This is a genomic window from Bradyrhizobium sp. WYCCWR 13022, assembly GCF_030435535.1.
Classification (GTDB): domain Bacteria; phylum Pseudomonadota; class Alphaproteobacteria; order Rhizobiales; family Xanthobacteraceae; genus Bradyrhizobium.
The window spans coordinates 1-16,185 of record NZ_JAUIZJ010000044.1; the positions used below are offsets into that span (position 1 = coordinate 1).

Genomic DNA, 16,185 nt, shown 5'->3' on the forward strand with positions numbered 1-16,185 from the left:
CCCAAAAGGCTCAACCGCAGGGAATCACAACTGGCGAATTACGCAACAGGCCCACAAGGGGAGAAGGGGCAGCGGCGATTGCCGCACAGAAGTTCAACTCAACCAGAATTTCGGCGTCGCCGGCTCCAGCCTTCCGCCAACACGCACCGGCGCAACCTTCAGCGCGAGGCCCGTCGCATCATCGGTCTCGACCGCCACGCCGCTGAGAGTCGCAACGCCCGCGGCCGGCTCGAACCGGCCCGACGGAATCCCCGAGGTGAACCTCCGCAGCGGCTCTTCTTTCTGCATGCCGATGATGGAATCGTAGTCGCCGGTCATGCCGGCATCCGTCATGTAGGCGGTGCCGCCCGCGAGGATCTGGTGATCGGCGGTCGGCACATGCGTATGCGTGCCGACGACGAGGCTGGCGCGGCCGTCGCAGAAAAAGCCGATGCCCTGCTTCTCGCTGGACGCCTCGCAATGGAAATCGACCACGATGGCATCGGCTGCGACACCGAGCGGGCAGGCGCCGAGTTCGCGCTCCAGCGCCGCGAAGGGATCGTCGAACGGGGTCATGAAGACGCGCCCGAGTGCGTTGACGACCAGCGCATGCTTGCCGTTCTTGGTCTCGACCAAGGCGGCGCCGCGGCCGGGCGTGCCGCGCGGATAGTTCGCCGGTCGTACCAGGCGCTCGGCACGCTCGATGAAGACGAGGGCTTCGCGCTGGTCCCAGGAATGATTGCCCAAGGTCACCGCATCGGCGCCGGCGTCGAGAAACTCCTGGTAGATCGCTTCCGTGATGCCGAAGCCTCCGGCCGAGTTCTCGCCGTTGACGACGACGAAATCGAGCGACCAGTCCCTGACCATGCCGGGCAGATATTCGGCGATGGCATTGCGACCGCTGCGGCCGACGACATCACCCACGAAGAGAATGCGCAACTTCAGAACTCCGGAAATCGAACACGTCCGATTCCGTTAGCACATAATCCAGCGCCACGTCGTGCGATAGTGCCGGAACCGCCTTGATCTCCTGCGCTGCAAACGCGAGCCCGATGCCGACGATCTGCTTGGCCTTGCGCAAGTGAGCGAAGGTGAAGTCGTAGTGCCCCGCACCATAGCCGATGCGGTGGCCGAGACGGTCGAAGGCCGCGAGCGGCGTCAGCATGACGTCGGGAATGACTTCGGCGGCCGCCGGCGACGGCTCGGGAATGCCGAGCGGACCGAGCATCAGGCGGTCGTTCGGATGAAAGACGCGGAAGACCAGCGACTGGCCACGTGCGGTGACGCAAGGCAGCGCCAGCCTGGCGCCCTGTTCGGCGAGCTTCGCCATCAACGGCATCGGATCGATCTCGCTGCGGATCGGCGAATAGCCGGAGACGATACTGCCGGGCAGCAGCTCGAACGGCAGCCCGCGCCTGGCGAGTTTTGCGGCGGCGGCGGCGCGCTTCTTCTCGCTCAGCGCGTCGCGCGCCGCGAGGGCTCTGGCGCGGAGTTCGGATTTTGTATTGGTCATAGGGGCCCGGTCCCTTCGTCATCACCCGCGAAGGCGGGTGATCCAGTATTCCAGAGGCGATGGTGATTCACACACGAAGGCCGCGGCGTACTGGATGCCCCGGTCCTCCGTGCGCAAGTGCGCACTCGGCGGGGCATGACACCTGTTGAATTGGCCGCAGTCGTTTCAACAAGCACAACCAAGCAAACCAAAGTGCGAAGCCGCGGACGCCGTTGAAGCACTCGATCCCGGAGTTCCCTACGAAAGTAGGTGGGCACCATATGTCCGGGCCCACGGGCCCGGCCAGGGACAGTTCCCTAAAGGATCGATAAGGCCCCGGGGATATATGGCTCCGGACGCGCGTCGCAGCCTCGCTTGCGCAATGTAACAACGATACTGACGAATCGCCAGCCCGGCTCTGGCTCGGTGTTCACCTCTCCCCAACGGGGAGAGGTGGGTACCTTCGCCGGCTCGCGCCCCTTCGTTCTAGCCACTATCAGCCGATCGCAATCCCATTCCCGACGGTCCTGTTCAGCACCTGGGTCGACTTCTCGATACGTTCGGCTGCCGAGTTCAGCGCATTCACCACGGCGGTCTGGGTCAGCCTCGCGCGCTCGACGGCGGCGTTGCGGAAATCCCGCAATTCAATCAGCTCCTGCTCCATGGTGCGGATGCGGTTGCCGGCGTCGACCAGTTCGTCGCAGACGGTCAGCGCCGCCATCACGGTGAGGCGCGCATCGCCGATCTCGCCGAATTTTCCGCGCAGCGACTGAATCCGCGTCTCCAGGCTTTCGGCGAGCTTGAGCAGCCGCACCTCCTGGCCCTCCTCGCAGGCCATGCGGTATTGCCGCGCATTGATGGTGACGTTGATGTGGCTCATCCGTCCTCTCCGGTATCGAGCACCGAGCGTATCGTGACGATCGCGGAATCCAGCCGATCGGAGATCTCGCGGTTGGCGCGCTCGAGCTTGCGCGCCTTCACCAGCGCGCCGTCGAGCTCGTCGGCAAGGCGTGAGCGGTCCGCGCCCAGCGCCTGGATTCGCGTCGCCAGCTCGTTCTCGTCGCGGTCGGCATCGCGCCGCCGCTCGACCGCGCTTTCGAGCGCGTCGAGCGCCGCCGTGAGTCTGCGGGTCGCGATCTCGATCTCGACGGCCGAGGACTCCGTCATGGCAGAGCTTTTGGAAACGCGATCGTTCATGCAGTCAGCGGCGGAACCCTGTGGGCTTTGCCCGTGGCCTTTACCTCAGGAGCTTGCCGGCCGGCAAAAGACTCGGTTCGGCAAGTGGTTAGAAGCAGAAATTTACGTGGCAAGCTAGCCAAGCGCAACGCCGCCGCGAAACTATGCACTGCTAAGCAACTTTTACGGCCAAACCGACGTTTGATTGCCTTGGACTCCCGGAACCGAGGTGCTATCCCAGCCCTGCCTTTCGCGGCCGCCAGGCTCCTCCCACGCGGCCCACACCACCGCCAAGCGCCTCATTTCAGACGGATTTCAGACATGACGCAAGTCGACCACACCCGCATGGCCAACGCGATCCGTGGCCTCTCGATGGACGCTGTCGAGAAGGCGAAATCGGGCCATCCCGGCCTGCCGATGGGCGCCGCCGACATCGCCACGGTGCTGTTTACGCAATTCCTGAAATACGACGCCGCGGCAACCGACTGGCCAGATCGCGACCGCTTCGTGCTCTCGGCCGGACACGGCTCGATGCTGCTCTATTCGCTGCTGTATTTGACCGGCAACGCCGCGATGACGCTGGACCAGCTCAAGAACTTCCGGCAGCTCGGCTCGCTGACGCCGGGTCATCCCGAGAACTTCCACACCAAGGGCATCGAGACCACCACCGGTCCGCTCGGCCAGGGCATCTCGACCGCGGTCGGCATGGCGCTCGCCGAGAAGATGCTGGCCGCCGAGTTCGGCAAGAAGATCGTCGACCACCACACCTACGTGCTCGCCTCCGACGGCGACCTGATGGAAGGCGTATCGCAGGAAGCCATCGCGATGGCCGGCCACTGGAAGCTCGGCAAGCTGATCGTGCTCTACGACGACAACGGCATCTCGATCGACGGCCCGACCTCGATCTCCGATTCCGTCGACCAGGTGAAGCGCTTCAAGTCTGCCGGCTGGGCCGCCGAGAAGATCGACGGCCATGACCAGGCCGCCATTGCGGCTGCGATCACCCGCGCGCAGAAATCCAACAAGCCGACGCTGATCGCCTGCCGCACCACCATCGGCTTCGGCGCGCCGCACAAGGCCGGCACCGCGAAGGCGCACGGCGAAGCGCTTGGCGCCGACGAGCTCAAGGCCGCCAAGGAAAATCTCGGCATCTCGCAGGACGCCTTCTCGGTGCCTGACGACGTGCTGAAGGCCTGGCGCGCGGCCGGCAGCCGCGGCACTACGGCCCGTCAGGAATGGGAGGGACGGCTCGGTGAGCTCGGCAGCCGCAAGCGCGCCGAGTTCGAGCGGCGCCTGCGCCACGAGCGCCCCGCCTCGCTCGCCAAGGCGGTGAAGGCCTACAAGAAGGAGCTGCTGGAAAAGCCGATGAACGCGGCGACCCGCAAGTCCTCCGAAGCCGTGATCGAAGTCATCGCCGGCGCGATGCCGATGGAATTCCTCGCAGGCTCCGCCGACCTCACCGGCTCCAACAACAACAAGGCGAAGTCGGCGACCGCGTTCTCGGCGAAGACGCCGAAGGGCCGTTTCATCCATTACGGCATCCGCGAGCACGGCATGGCGGCTGCGATGAACGGCATCTTCCTGCACGGCGGCTTCGCGCCGAACGGCGCGACCTTCCTCGTCTTCACGGACTACGCGCGTCCGGCGATGCGCCTCGCCGCGCTGATGGGCGCCGGCGTCGTCTACGTGATGACGCACGACTCCATCGGTCTCGGCGAAGACGGCCCGACCCACCAGCCGGTCGAGCACCTCGCAGCGCTTCGCGCCATTCCGAACATGCGGGTGTTCCGTCCGTGCGACGCCATCGAGGTTGCCGAGTGCTGGGAGCTTGCGCTCAATCGCATCGACGGTCCGACCACGCTGGCGCTGACGCGGCAGAACCTGCCGCAGCTCCGCACGTCAGCACCGAACGACAATCCGTGCGCGGCCGGCGCCTACGAGCTGGTCGCGGCCCAGGGCGAAGCCAAGGCGACGCTGTTTGCTTCCGGCTCCGAGGTCGAGATCGCGGTAGCCGCCCAGAAGCAGCTCGCCGAGCGCGGCATCGCGTCACGGGTGGTCTCGGTGCCCTCGCTCGAGCTTTTGTTAGCGCAACCAGAAGCCAAGCGCGCCGAGATCATCGGCAACGCCCCGGTGAAGGTCGCGATCGAAGCCGCCGTGCGCTGGGGCTGGGATGCCGTGATCGGCCAGGATGGCGAATTCGTGGGCATGCATTCGTTCGGCGCGAGCGCGCCGGCGAAGGACCTTTTCAAGCATTTCGGGATTACCGCCGAGGCTGCGGTCAACGCCGTGCTGAAGCGCGTCAGCTGAGAGTTGAGCTTGCCAAAAAAAAGGACTACGTAGTCTCTCATATGATCAAGCATCGCCCGGCCGAACCGGGCGTCCGCCTCTAAAAAACCCTCGCAGGCGCGCAAAGCGCGTTGTGCGGGACGATGGGGTTATTGAACAGCCGTCATTGAACGGTCATAAGGAGACGAAACATGGCAGTCCGCGTTGGAATTAACGGTTTTGGTCGCATCGGCCGCAACGTCCTGCGGGCTATCGCCGAGTCCGGCCGCAAGGACATCGAGGTCGTCGGCATCAACGATCTCGGCCCGGTCGAGACCAACGCCCATCTGCTCCGCTACGACAGCGTCCATGGCCGCTTTCCCGGCACCGTGACCGTCGACGGCGACTCGATCAGCCTCGGCGGCGGCAAGATCAAGGTGACCGCCGAGCGCGATCCCTCGAAGCTGCCCTGGAAGGATCTCGGCGTCGACATCGCGCTGGAATGCACCGGCATCTTCACCGCGAAGGACAAGGCTAGCGCGCATCTGACCGCCGGCGCCAAGCGCGTGCTGGTCTCCGCGCCCGCCGACGGCGCCGACGCCACCATCGTCTACGGCGTCAACCACGACACGCTGACCAGGGATCACCAGGTCGTCTCCAACGGAAGCTGCACCACCAACTGCCTCGCGCCGGTCGCCAAGGTGCTGAACGATCTCGTCGGCATCGAGACCGGCTTCATGACCACGATCCACGCCTACACCGGCGACCAGCCGACGCTGGACACGCTGCACAAGGATCTCTACCGCGGCCGCGCGGCTGCGATGTCGATGATCCCGACCTCGACCGGTGCCGCCAAGGCGATCGGCCTCGTGCTGCCCGAGCTGAAGGGCAAGCTCGACGGCGTCGCGATCCGCGTGCCGACCCCGAACGTTTCGGTCGTCGACCTCAAGATCGTCGCCAAGCGCGCCACCGACGCCAAGGAAATCAACGCGGCGATGAAACGCGCCTCCGAGCAACAGCTCAAGGGCGTGCTCGGCTACACCTCCGCGCCGAACGTCTCGATCGACTTCAACCATGACCCGCACTCCTCGACCTTCCACGAGGACCAGACCAAGGTGCAGAACGGCACGCTGGTGCGCGTGATGTCCTGGTACGACAACGAGTGGGGCTTCTCGAACCGCATGGCCGACACCGCGGTTGCGATGAGCAAGGTGATCTAAGCAAGGTCTCGTGTCCCGGACGCGGTGCAGCGCTTGCGCTGCTCCGCAGATCCGGGACCCATTCAACCGCGGGACTCGCTGTAAGGTGGGTCCCGGTTCTGCGCAGCGGCGCCCGGGACAAGGAAGCGTCCGATGACCAACAAATTCCGCACCCTCGACGACGTCGACGTGAAGGGCAAGCGCGTGCTGCTCCGCGTCGATCTCAACGTGCCCATGGACGATGGCCGCGTCACTGACGCGACCCGGCTCGAGCGCGTCGCGCCGACCATCAATGAAATCTCGGACAAGGGCGGCAAGGTCATCCTGCTCGCGCATTTCGGCCGCCCGAAGGGACGCGACCCCAAAGAGTCGCTCAAGCCCGTTGCGGAAGCGCTGTCGAAGGTCGTGAAGAAGCCGGTCGCCTTCGCCGACGACTGCATCGGCGAGCCCGCGACGAACGCCGTGGCGGCGCTGAAGGATGGCGACATCCTCTGTCTGGAAAACACCCGCTTCCACAAGGAAGAGGAAAAGAACGATCCGGCCTTCGTCGCGGAGCTCGCCAAGCTCGGCGACATCTGGGTCAGCGACGCGTTCTCGGCGGCGCACCGCGCCCATGCCTCGACCGAAGGCCTCGGCCACAAGCTGCCGGCCTATGCCGGCCGCACCATGCAGGCCGAGCTCGACGCGCTGGAGAAGGCGCTGGGTTCGCCGACCAAGCCCGTCATCGCCATCATCGGCGGCGCAAAAGTCTCGACCAAGATCGACCTCCTGGAAAACCTCGTCAGCAAGGTCGACGCGCTGGTGATCGGCGGCGGCATGGCCAACACCTTCCTGCACGCCCAGGGCGTCGGCGTCGGCAAGTCGCTGGCCGAGAAGGATCTCGCAGCCACCGCGCTGCGCATCATGGAGAAGGCGGAAGCCGCCAACTGCGCTATCATCCTCCCCGTCGACGCCACTGTCGCCTATCATTTCGCGGCGAATGCGCCCTCGCACGCCTACGGCCTCGATGCGATCCCGGCCGACGGCATGATCCTCGACGTCGGCCCGCAATCGATCGTGCGCGTCCAGGCCGCGATCGACGATGCCGCCACGCTGGTCTGGAACGGGCCGCTCGGCGCGTTCGAGATGCAGCCGTTCGACCGCGGCACGGTCGCGGCCGCCAAGCATGCGGCAGAACGTACGAAAGCGAAAAAGCTGATCTCGATCGCGGGCGGCGGCGATACCGTCGCGGCGCTCAACCAGGCCCATGTGGCCGGTCAGTTCACCTATGTCTCGACCGCCGGTGGCGCATTTCTTGAATGGATGGAAGGCAAGCCCCTGCCCGGCGTCGAAGTTCTGCGCACCAAGTAATTCGAAGAAACAAGCGGCCTCACGCCCAACCGGAGAAGAACACAGATGGCTCGGATCACGTTGCGTCAATTGCTCGACCATGCGGCTGAGAACGATTACGGCGTACCGGCCTTCAACATCAACAACATGGAGCAGGCGCTGGCGATCATGGACGCGGCCAACCAGGTCGACGCGCCGGTCATCATCCAGGCCTCGCGCGGCGCGCGCTCCTACGCCAACGACGTCATGCTCAAGCACATGATGGACGCGGTGACCGAGATCTATCCGCACATTCCGGTCTGCGTGCATCTCGACCACGGCAACGAGGCCGCGACCTGCATGACCGCGATCCAGGCCGGCTTCACCTCCGTGATGATGGACGGCTCGCTGAAGGCCGACGGCAAGACCCCCGGCGACTGGGCCTACAATGTCGGCGTCACCAAGACCGTGACCGACATGGCCCATCTCGGCGGCATCTCGGTCGAGGGCGAGCTCGGCGTGCTCGGCTCGCTCGAAACCGGCATGGGCGACAAGGAAGACGGCCACGGCGCCGAAGGCAAGCTCAGCCACGACCAGCTCCTCACCAATCCGGACGAGGCCGTGAAGTTCGTCCAGGAGACCAAGGTCGACGCGCTCGCGATCGCGATGGGCACCTCCCACGGTGCCTACAAGTTTACCCGCAAGCCCGACGGCGACATCCTCGCCATGAACGTGATCGAGGAGATCCACCGCAAGCTGCCGAACACGCATCTGGTCATGCACGGATCCTCGTCGGTGCCGCAGGACCTGCAGGACATCATCAACGCCTATGGCGGCAAGATGAAGCCGACCTGGGGCGTGCCGGTCGCCGAGATCCAGCGCGGCATCAAGAACGGCGTGCGCAAGATCAACATCGACACCGACAACCGCATGGCCATGACCGGCCAGATCCGCAAAGTGCTGAAGGACAATCCGGAAGAGTTCGATCCACGCAAGTACCTCAAGCCGGCGATGGAAGCCATGACCAAGCTGTGCAAGCAGCGGCTGCAGGAGTTCAACACCGCAGGCCAGGCCGCCAAGTTCAAGAAGATCCTGACCCCCGCCGACATGGCCAAGCGTTACGCCAAGGGCGAGCTCGACCCCCGCGTCGCGTAAGCGATCGCGCGGGTGGCGTAAAGCCCCTCTCCTGTCATTCCGGGACACGCCAACGGGTCCGCGCGAACGCGCGGTCCGATGACAGGCTCCGCGTGGGCCCGGAATCCATAACCATGGCTTGGGGTTATGGATTCCGGGCCTGCGCCTTTCGGCGCATCCCGGAATGACGGAGAACGGCTTTACCCTGCGACCAACGTTAACTCGGCAATTGCCCGAGAACGGTCTATTTTCACAGGCAAGGGCAGAATCGTTTTGGGAGGACCTCTCGATGAATCTGACTGAGCTCAACGTGGTGGCGACCGCTATGGTCGCATCCGGCAAGGGCATCCTTGCCGCCGATGAATCCTCCGGGACCATCAAGAAGCGGTTCGACGCGATCGGCGTGGAGTCGACGGAAGCCAACCGCCGCGACTATCGCGAGATGCTGTTCCGCTCCAGGGAGGCCATGAGCCAGTACATCTCCGGCGTGATCCTCTATGACGAGACGATCTGGCAGAATGCCGCGGACGGCACGCCGCTGGTCAAGCTGATCGAGCAGAGCGGCGCCATTCCCGGCATCAAGGTCGACGAGGGCACGCAAGGCCTGCCGATGTGCCCGGGCGAGCTGGTCACCGTCGGGCTCGACAAGCTCGCCGAACGCCTGAGGAAATACTACGAGCGCGGCGCGCGTTTTGCCAAATGGCGCGCGGTGATCGATATCGGCAGCGGCATTCCGTCGATGACCGCGATCAGCGTCAACGCGCACGCGCTGGCGCGCTACGCCGCGTTGTGCCAGGCCGCGCAGATCGTGCCGATCGTCGAGCCGGAGGTATTGATGGACGGCGATCACGACATCGATCGCTGCCATGAGGTCACGAGCCGCGTGCTCAACAAGACGTTCCAGGAGCTGCGCGTGCAGCGCGTCGCGCTCGAAGGCATGGTGCTGAAGCCGAACATGGCGATCTCGGGCAAGAAATGCGCAAGGCAGGCCTCCGTCGAGGAGGTCGCTGAAAAGACCATCCGTCTGCTCAAGGCCTGCGTGCCGGCGGCGGTGCCGGGCATCGCCTTCCTCTCCGGCGGCCAGTCGGACGAGGAGGCGACCGCGCATCTCAACGCCATGCACAAGCTCGGCCCGCTGCCCTGGGGCCTGACCTTCTCCTACGGCCGCGCGCTGCAGGCCGCGCCTCAGAAGGCCTGGTCGGGCAGGCCTGAGAATGTTACGGCCGGGCAAAACGCGTTCAGTCATCGCGCCCGCATGAACGGCCTCGCCTCCAGGGGCGAATGGCAGAGCAGCCTGGAAAAGAAGGCAGCCTAACCTTGTCGAACAAATCGCCTCCGCCGCGCCCGGCGCCGCGTCTCTATCTCGCGACGCCTGTGGTCGACGATCCCGCCGCGCTCCTCGCCGAACTGCCCGACCTGCTGGCGGCCGTCGATGTCGCGGCCGTGCTGTTGCGGCTGAAGGAGACCGACCAGCGCACCATGATCTCGCGGATCAAGGCCCTGGCGCCGGTCGTGCAGAAGGCCGGCGCGGCCCTGCTCGTCGACGGCCATCCCGAGATCGTCGCGCGCGGCGGCGCCGATGGCGCGCATCTTTCGGATATCGCAGCGCTGGAAGAGGCGATGCCGTCGCTCAAGCCCGATCGCATCGCCGGCGTCGGCGGGCTCGAAACGCGCCACGAATCCATGAACGCCGGCGAGATGGGCGCGGACTACGTGCTGTTCGGCGAGCCCGATGCGAAAGGCCAGCGGCCGTCGGCCCAGGCGATTGCCGAGCGATTGGACTGGTGGGCCGAGCTGTTCGAGCCCCCCTGTGTCGGCTTCGCGGTGTCGTTCGAGGAAGCCCACGACTTCGCCGCCAGCGGCGCCGATTTCGTGCTGGTCGGCGATCTCGTCTGGGCCGACCCGCGCGGGCCCAAGGCGGCGTTGATCGAGGCCGACGCCGCGATCAAGAAGGCCTTCACGGCTGTTGCCGTGGCCCGGAGCTAGCGCCCGACATGACGCCTCCGCGCCTCACCCTTCTGGCCACGCTGCTGCTGGTGGCACCTGCGGCCGCGCAGCTCCAGCTCACGCCACCGGCGACGATCCCGAGTCCTGCGCCCGAGAAGCAGAAACCCAAGGAAGCCGCCAAGGAATCTGCAAAGGAATCTGCAAAGGAAAAACCCAAGGTCGCGCCGCACACGATAAAGAAGAAGGAAGCCGCGCCGGCGCCAAAGCCCTCGGCCTCGCCGAGCCCGACGTTGCCGGCAACCGTGATCCCCGCGCCGCCGACCGACAATTCCAATGTCGATCTGGTGTTCGGCGCCTATCAGCGCGGCCAGTACAAGACCGCCTTCGACCTCGCCAGCGAACGGGCCAAGAACGGCGATGCCAAGGCCATGACCATGCTGGGCGAGCTCTATTCCAACGCCATGGGCATCAGGCGCGACTACGCCAAGGCGATCGAATGGTACAAGCGCGCCTCCGACGCCGGCGATCGCGAGGCGATGTTCGCGCTCGCGATGCTGCGCATGTCCGGCCGTGGCGGCCCCGTCGACAAGGGCGAGGCGGTCAAGCTGATGGCCTCCGCTGCCAAGCTTGGCGAGCCCAAGGCGGCCTATAACCTCGCTCTGCTCTATCTGGACGGCCAGACCCTGCCGCAGGACGTCAAGCGCTCCGCCGAGCTGCTCCGCCAGGCGGCCGATGCCGGACTGCCCGAGGCGCAATACGCGCTCGCGACCTTCTACAAGGAGGGCACCGGGGTGCCGAAGGACCTCGAAAGGTCGGTGCGGCTGCTCCAGGCGGCGTCGCTCGCCGACAATGTCGATGCCGAGGTCGAATATGCCATCGCCATGTTCAACGGCACCGGCACGCCGAAGAACGAGCCCGCAGCCGTGGCGTTGCTGCGCAAGGCGTCCCGCCAGGGCAGTGCGATCGCGCAGAACCGCCTCGCCTGGGTCCTGATTAACGGCATGGGCGCGCCCATGGACAAGGTCGAGGGCTTCAAATGGCACCTGGTGGCCAAGACCGCCGGCAAAGGCGACCCCGAGCTCGACAAGGAGCTGTCGGACCTGCCGGCCGAGGACCGCGCCAAGGCGGAGGCCGCCGCCAAGAAATGGCTCGGGGACAAATGACCTGAGGCCAGATGACCCGACGCGCAATGATCTGACGCCAAATGATCTGACGCAATGACTTGACGTTTGGCCCCTCGCGGGGCACCCAATCCCTCAAATGGCGTGGTCCTGCGCCCCTCCCCCGTCAAAGACTGATCTCATGCTGTATTCCGCCACTATCAACGTCATGGTCAAAGCCGCACGCCGCGCCGGCCGCAGCCTCAAGCGCGATCTCGGCGAGATCGAGCATCTCCAGGTCTCGCTCAAGGGCCCTGCCAACTTCGTTTCGCTCGCCGACAAGCGCGCCGAGGAAATCCTCTACCAGGACCTCGCCAAGGCCCGGCCCGGCTACGGCTTCATCGGCGAAGAGGGCGGCATGCGCGAGGGCACCGACAAGAGCCACACCTGGATCGTCGACCCGCTGGACGGCACCACCAACTTCCTGCACGGCATCCCGCAATTCGCGATCTCGATCGGCCTCGTGCGCGAGGGCACGATCATCGCCGGCGTGATCTACAATCCCGCCAATGACGAGCTCTACATCGCCGAGCGCGGCAAGGGCGCCTTCCTCAACGACCAGCGCCTGCGCGTCGCCGGCCGCCGCCAGCTCAACGAATGCGTGGTGGCCTGCGGCCTGCCCCATATCGGCCGCGGCGACCACGAGGAATTCCGCCGCGAGATGACCGCGATCCAGGACCGCGTCGCGGGCCTGCGCCGCTTCGGCGCTGCCTCCCTCGACCTCGCCTTCGTCGCCGCCGGCCGTCTCGACGGCTACTGGGAACGCAATCTGCAATCCTGGGACATCGCCGCCGGCATGCTGATGGTGCGCGAAGCCGGCGGCACGGTGAGCGACATCAACACGCCTGGCGATGCTCTCGTCACCGGCGACGTCGTGTGCGGCAACGAGTTCGTGCACGGCGAGTTGGTGAAGATTTTGCGGAAGTAGAGCGCCCTGCGTGAGATCGAACGATAGAGGCCGCTAAAGTGCGGCCTCTATTCTCACGTTGGATGACGAATTACCACGCCACCCATTTGCGGCCGTGCCAATAGCCACGGCCTTCGTGCTCACGGAAAGCAAATTTTTCGCGCGGGCCCCAGTGCCAGTTGTCCTCGTGAACGACGACACCGGCTTCGTGTGGAAAGTCGTAAGCCTCATGCGTATGCCAGCAGGTGTGGCCCCGACACACGATCGCCGCCGACGCGGTGAAGGTCGACATCACAAGCACGCCGGTGCCGATGGCGGCAGCGGAAAGGATCTTCTTCAACATGTGGACGATTTCTCCGTGGAACCCCTAACCCCGCGGGCAAACAGATTTGCCGCGGGTCGGTTCCATCTGAGAAAGTGAAGCTTTCGTAAGGATATTCGTGCGCCGCGCGTCCGTTATGGCTTCACCGGCGCCGGCGGGCCGTAGGCCTCGCTTTCCCTCGCGGCCTTCGGCTCTCTGTCTCCCGCCAGCACGCGCTGCACGGAGACGAAAAACACCGGCACCATCAGCAGCGCCAAAATCACGACCGCGATCATGCCGCCCATCACGACGGTGCCGAGCGATTGCTGGCTGGCGCCGCCGGCGCCGTGGGCGATCGCCATCGGCAGCACGCCGCAGATGAAGGCAAGGCCGGTCATCAGGATCGGGCGGAAGCGCAGGCGGCAGGCCTCGATCGTCGCTTCGACCAGCGGCTTGCCTTCCTTCCGCAAATCCTTGGCGAACTCGATGATCAGGATCGCGTCCTTGGCGGCTAGTCCGATGATGGTGATCAGGCCGACGGTGAAATAGACGTCGTTGGGCAGGCCGCGCAGCATGGCCGCCACCACGGCTCCGACGATGCCGAGCGGCACGGTGAGCAGCACCGCGAGCGGAATGGTCCAGCTCTCGTAGAGCGCGGCCAGACATAGGAACACGACGAAGACGGAGAGCGCCAGCAGGAACGGCGCCTGCGAGCCCGACAGCTTTTCCTGGAGCGACTGTCCGGTCCATTCGTAACCGAAGCCGCGCGGCAGCTTGCCGGCAAGCCTCTCCATCTCGACAATGGCATCGCCCGAGGTGAAGCCGGGCCTGGCCTCACCAGAGATACGCACCGCCGGGTAGTAGTTGAAGCCGGCGATCTGGGTCGGGCCGCGCGACCATTCGACCGTCGCAAAGGAGGAGAACGGTACCAGCTGGCCGCGAGAATTCTTGACGTTGTAGTTGAGGATGTCCTCGGGCTTCATGCGGTCGCGGGCATCCGCCTGGACCACGACACGCTGCATGCGGCCACGGTTCGGGAAGTCGTTGATGTAGTTCGAGCCGAGATTGGTCGAGACTGTGTTGTTGATGTCCTCGAAGGTGACGCCGAAGGCGCCGGCCTTCTCGCGGTCGATCACGAGATTGACCACGCCGGCCTCGGGCAGGCCTTCGACATAGACCTTCTGCAGCACCGGGCTCGCATTGGCGTCAGCGATCAGCTGGTCGGCGGCGCGCATCAGGGCCGGATAGCCCTTCTGGCCGCGGTCCTGCAGACGGAACGAGAAGCCCGAGGAGTTGCCGAGATTGTCGATCGGCGGCGGCTGCAACGCCGATATCTTGGCGTCGCGGATCGAGGACGACAGATCGCGGTTGATGTCATTGACGATCGCCGCGGCGGACTCCTTCGGCCCGCGTTCCGACCAGTCCTTCAAGGTGATGAAGGCCTGCGCGGTGTTCATGCCCTGGCCGGAGAAGCTGAAGCCGGTGAGGAAGGTGACGTTGTCCACGCCCGGACGCTGCGCCAGATATTTTTCCACCTTCTCGATCACAGCCTCGGTGCGGCCGTAGGACGAGTCGGACGGCGTCTGCACGTCGGTGGTGACGAAGCCCTGGTCGTCGACGGGCAGGAAGCCGCCGGGCAGGCTGACGAAGGCCCAGGACAACCCGGCCAGCAGCGCGGCATAGACCATCATCAGGCGGCCGGTGCGCTTCAGCGAGAAGCCGACGGTGCGGGAATAGCCCTCCTTGCCGCCATCGAGCATGCGGTTGAACCAGCCGAACACGCCGCGCCTCGCATGACCGTGGCCGGGCGCGACGGGCTTGAGCAGGGTCGCGCACAACGCCGGCGTCAGCGATAGCGCCAGGAAGGCGGAGAAGCCGATCGCCGCGACCATGGTCACCGAGAACTGGCGGTAGATGATGCCGACCGAGCCCGGGAAGAACGCCATCGGCACGAACACCGCCATCAGCACCAGCGTGATGCCGATGATGGCGCTGGTGATCTGCGACATTGCCTTGCGCGTCGCCTCCTTCGGCGACAGGCCTTCCTCGGCCATGATGCGCTCGACGTTCTCGACGACGACAATGGCGTCGTCGACGAGGATGCCGACCGCGAGCACCATGCCGAACATGCTGAGCATGTTGATGGAATAGCCGGCGAGCAGCAGCACGGTGCAGGCGCCCAAGAGTGCCACCGGCACCACGATGGTCGGGATGACAGTGTAGCGGATGTTCTGGAGGAACAGGAACATCACGACGAAGACGAGCACCACCGCCTCGAGCAGCGTCGACAGCACCTTCTTGATCGAGGCCTCGACCACGGGCGTGATGTTGTAGGGGATTTCGTAGGAGATGTTCGCCGGAAAGAAGCGCGACAGCTCCTTCATCTTCTCCTCGACCGCGCTCGCGGTCGCCAGCGCGTTTCCGGTCGGCGACAGCAGCACCGACAGACCGGCTGTCGGTTTGCCGTCGAGGCGGGTGTTGAACTGATAGCTGAGCCCGCCGACCTCGATGCGCGCGACGTCGCGCAGCCGCACGGTCGAGCCGTCGGCATTGGCGCGCAGGATGATGGCGCCGAATTCATCCGGCGACGACAGCTGGCCCTTGACCAGCACCAGCGCCGAGGTGCGCTGGGTCGCGGTCGACGGCTCGGCGCCGATGCTGCCCGAGGCGACCTGCGCATTCTGCGCCGCGATTGCCTTGTTGACGTCGTCGGCCGTCAGCCCATAGCCGACGAGCTTTGCGGGATCGACCCAGACACGAAGGCTGCGCTCGGTCGAATAGAGCGTGGCGCGGCCGACACCGGGGATGCGGCGGATTTCGCCGAGCACGTTGCGGATCATGAAGTCGCCGAGGCCGACTTCATCCAGGCTGCCGTCGGTCGAGTTCAGCGTGATGATCTGGAGCACCGCGCTGGACGCTTCCTCGATCAGAATGCCCTGCTGGATCACGGCGCGCGGCAGCCGCGCTTCGACACGCTTGATGCGGTTCTGCACCTCGACCGAGGCCGCGCTGGTATCGGTGCCCGGCTGGAAGTTGGCGATGATCTCGACCTGGCCGAGCGAGTCGCTGGTCGATTCGAAATTGAGGATGCCGGAGGCGCCGTTGAGCTCCTCCTCGATCAGGCGGGTGACGCTGTTGTAGAGGTTTTCGGGCGAGGCGCCCGGGTAGCTCGTCGAGATCGAGATCGATGGCGGCGCGATGATCGGATACTGCGCGATCGGCAACAGCGGGATCGAGATCGCGCCGATCAGACAGATGAACAGCGCGACGACCCAGGCGAAGATCGGCCTGTCGATGAAGAAGCTTGCCATGATGCC

Annotated in this window: 14 protein-coding genes and 1 other RNA gene; 8 read left to right on the forward strand and 7 right to left on the reverse strand. The window is 65.4% G+C overall.

Annotated elements, in window-relative coordinates; genetic code table 11:
* Positions 1–93 precede the first annotated feature (93 nt).
* The 5 genes from QY049_RS36465 to QY049_RS36485 all read right to left on the reverse strand — a co-directional run bounded on the left by QY049_RS36465 (position 94) and on the right by QY049_RS36485 (position 2,668).
* Positions 94–918, reverse strand: coding sequence for a TIGR00282 family metallophosphoesterase (locus tag QY049_RS36465; RefSeq protein ID WP_194479568.1), 825 nt, complete (start codon positions 916–918; stop codon positions 94–96).
* On the reverse strand, positions 896–1,492 hold the full coding sequence (locus QY049_RS36470) for a 5-formyltetrahydrofolate cyclo-ligase (protein WP_258765112.1): 597 nt from the start codon (positions 1,490–1,492) through the stop codon (positions 896–898). Before QY049_RS36470 ends, QY049_RS36465 begins: the two co-directional genes overlap by 23 nt.
* A 193-nt stretch (positions 1,493–1,685) precedes the next feature.
* Positions 1,686–1,846: non-coding RNA, 6S RNA (gene ssrS, locus QY049_RS36475), on the reverse strand.
* Between the two features lie 121 nt (positions 1,847–1,967).
* The gene (locus tag QY049_RS36480) at positions 1,968–2,351 is read right to left on the reverse strand and encodes a cell division protein ZapA (RefSeq protein ID WP_194479566.1); all 384 of its coding nucleotides are present in this window, start codon (positions 2,349–2,351) and stop codon (positions 1,968–1,970) included.
* Positions 2,348–2,668 carry a DUF4164 domain-containing protein gene (locus tag QY049_RS36485; RefSeq protein ID WP_188107916.1) on the reverse strand — a complete coding sequence of 107 codons (321 nt, stop codon included), beginning with the start codon at positions 2,666–2,668 and terminating at the stop codon, positions 2,348–2,350. The genes QY049_RS36480 and QY049_RS36485 overlap by 4 nt, the downstream gene beginning before the upstream one ends.
* 300 nt (positions 2,669–2,968) lie before the next feature.
* Between QY049_RS36485 and tkt the strand changes: the two genes are divergently transcribed.
* The 8 genes from tkt (at position 2,969) to QY049_RS36525 (ending at position 12,588) form a co-directional block, all read left to right on the forward strand.
* A complete protein-coding gene (gene tkt, locus QY049_RS36490; RefSeq protein ID WP_258765111.1) occupies positions 2,969–4,954 on the forward strand; it encodes a transketolase in 1,986 nt (661 codons plus the stop codon).
* 170 nt (positions 4,955–5,124) lie between these two features.
* The gene (gene gap, locus QY049_RS36495) at positions 5,125–6,132 is read left to right on the forward strand and encodes a type I glyceraldehyde-3-phosphate dehydrogenase (RefSeq protein ID WP_301270510.1); all 1,008 of its coding nucleotides are present in this window, start codon (positions 5,125–5,127) and stop codon (positions 6,130–6,132) included.
* A gap of 132 nt (positions 6,133–6,264) precedes the next feature.
* Positions 6,265–7,461: a phosphoglycerate kinase gene (gene pgk, locus QY049_RS36500; RefSeq protein ID WP_258765110.1), complete on the forward strand. Its 1,197-nt coding sequence runs from the start codon at positions 6,265–6,267 to the stop codon at positions 7,459–7,461.
* A gap of 45 nt (positions 7,462–7,506) precedes the next feature.
* Positions 7,507–8,574 (forward strand): class II fructose-bisphosphate aldolase, encoded by a 1,068-nt coding sequence (gene fba / locus QY049_RS36505; protein ID WP_258765109.1) that lies wholly within the window; start codon positions 7,507–7,509, stop codon positions 8,572–8,574.
* A gap of 268 nt (positions 8,575–8,842) precedes the next feature.
* The gene (locus QY049_RS36510; RefSeq protein WP_258765108.1) at positions 8,843–9,868 is read left to right on the forward strand and encodes a class I fructose-bisphosphate aldolase; all 1,026 of its coding nucleotides are present in this window, start codon (positions 8,843–8,845) and stop codon (positions 9,866–9,868) included.
* Between the two features lie 2 nt (positions 9,869–9,870).
* A complete protein-coding gene (locus tag QY049_RS36515; protein ID WP_258765107.1) occupies positions 9,871–10,539 on the forward strand; it encodes a thiamine phosphate synthase in 669 nt (222 codons plus the stop codon).
* 8 nt (positions 10,540–10,547) lie between these two features.
* Positions 10,548–11,663, forward strand: coding sequence for an HcpA family protein (locus QY049_RS36520; RefSeq protein WP_258765106.1), 1,116 nt, complete (start codon positions 10,548–10,550; stop codon positions 11,661–11,663).
* Positions 11,664–11,802: 139 nt separating this feature from the next.
* Positions 11,803–12,588: an inositol monophosphatase family protein gene (locus QY049_RS36525; RefSeq protein ID WP_194479558.1), complete on the forward strand. Its 786-nt coding sequence runs from the start codon at positions 11,803–11,805 to the stop codon at positions 12,586–12,588.
* A gap of 70 nt (positions 12,589–12,658) precedes the next feature.
* Here the strand turns inward: QY049_RS36525 and QY049_RS36530 are convergent, their stop codons facing one another.
* Together QY049_RS36530 and QY049_RS36535 are read right to left on the reverse strand one after the other, a co-directional pair.
* Complete coding sequence (locus tag QY049_RS36530) at positions 12,659–12,910, reverse strand: hypothetical protein (protein ID WP_194479555.1); 252 nt, start codon at positions 12,908–12,910, stop codon at positions 12,659–12,661.
* A 113-nt stretch (positions 12,911–13,023) separates the two neighbouring features.
* On the reverse strand, positions 13,024–16,179 hold the full coding sequence (locus QY049_RS36535) for a multidrug efflux RND transporter permease subunit (RefSeq protein WP_301270511.1): 3,156 nt from the start codon (positions 16,177–16,179) through the stop codon (positions 13,024–13,026).
* Between the last annotated feature and the right edge of the window lie 6 nt (positions 16,180–16,185).

What these genes read in the sequence shown, in the direction of transcription:
- QY049_RS36470 (WP_258765112.1), bottom strand. Translation starts at nt 1,492, where the DNA reads ATGACCAATACAAAATCCGAACTCCGCGCCAGAGCCCTCGCGGCGCGC.
- QY049_RS36480 (WP_194479566.1), bottom strand. Translation starts at nt 2,351, where the DNA reads ATGAGCCACATCAACGTCACCATCAATGCGCGGCAATACCGCATGGCC.
- QY049_RS36485 (WP_188107916.1), bottom strand. Translation starts at nt 2,668, where the DNA reads ATGAACGATCGCGTTTCCAAAAGCTCTGCCATGACGGAGTCCTCGGCC.
- tkt (WP_258765111.1), top strand. Translation starts at nt 2,969, where the DNA reads ATGACGCAAGTCGACCACACCCGCATGGCCAACGCGATCCGTGGCCTC.
- gap (WP_301270510.1), top strand. Translation starts at nt 5,125, where the DNA reads ATGGCAGTCCGCGTTGGAATTAACGGTTTTGGTCGCATCGGCCGCAAC.
- pgk (WP_258765110.1), top strand. Translation starts at nt 6,265, where the DNA reads ATGACCAACAAATTCCGCACCCTCGACGACGTCGACGTGAAGGGCAAG.
- fba (WP_258765109.1), top strand. Translation starts at nt 7,507, where the DNA reads ATGGCTCGGATCACGTTGCGTCAATTGCTCGACCATGCGGCTGAGAAC.
- QY049_RS36510 (WP_258765108.1), top strand. Translation starts at nt 8,843, where the DNA reads ATGAATCTGACTGAGCTCAACGTGGTGGCGACCGCTATGGTCGCATCC.
- QY049_RS36520 (WP_258765106.1), top strand. Translation starts at nt 10,548, where the DNA reads ATGACGCCTCCGCGCCTCACCCTTCTGGCCACGCTGCTGCTGGTGGCA.
- QY049_RS36525 (WP_194479558.1), top strand. Translation starts at nt 11,803, where the DNA reads ATGCTGTATTCCGCCACTATCAACGTCATGGTCAAAGCCGCACGCCGC.
- QY049_RS36530 (WP_194479555.1), bottom strand. Translation starts at nt 12,910, where the DNA reads ATGTTGAAGAAGATCCTTTCCGCTGCCGCCATCGGCACCGGCGTGCTT.
- QY049_RS36535 (WP_301270511.1), bottom strand. Translation starts at nt 16,179, where the DNA reads ATGGCAAGCTTCTTCATCGACAGGCCGATCTTCGCCTGGGTCGTCGCG.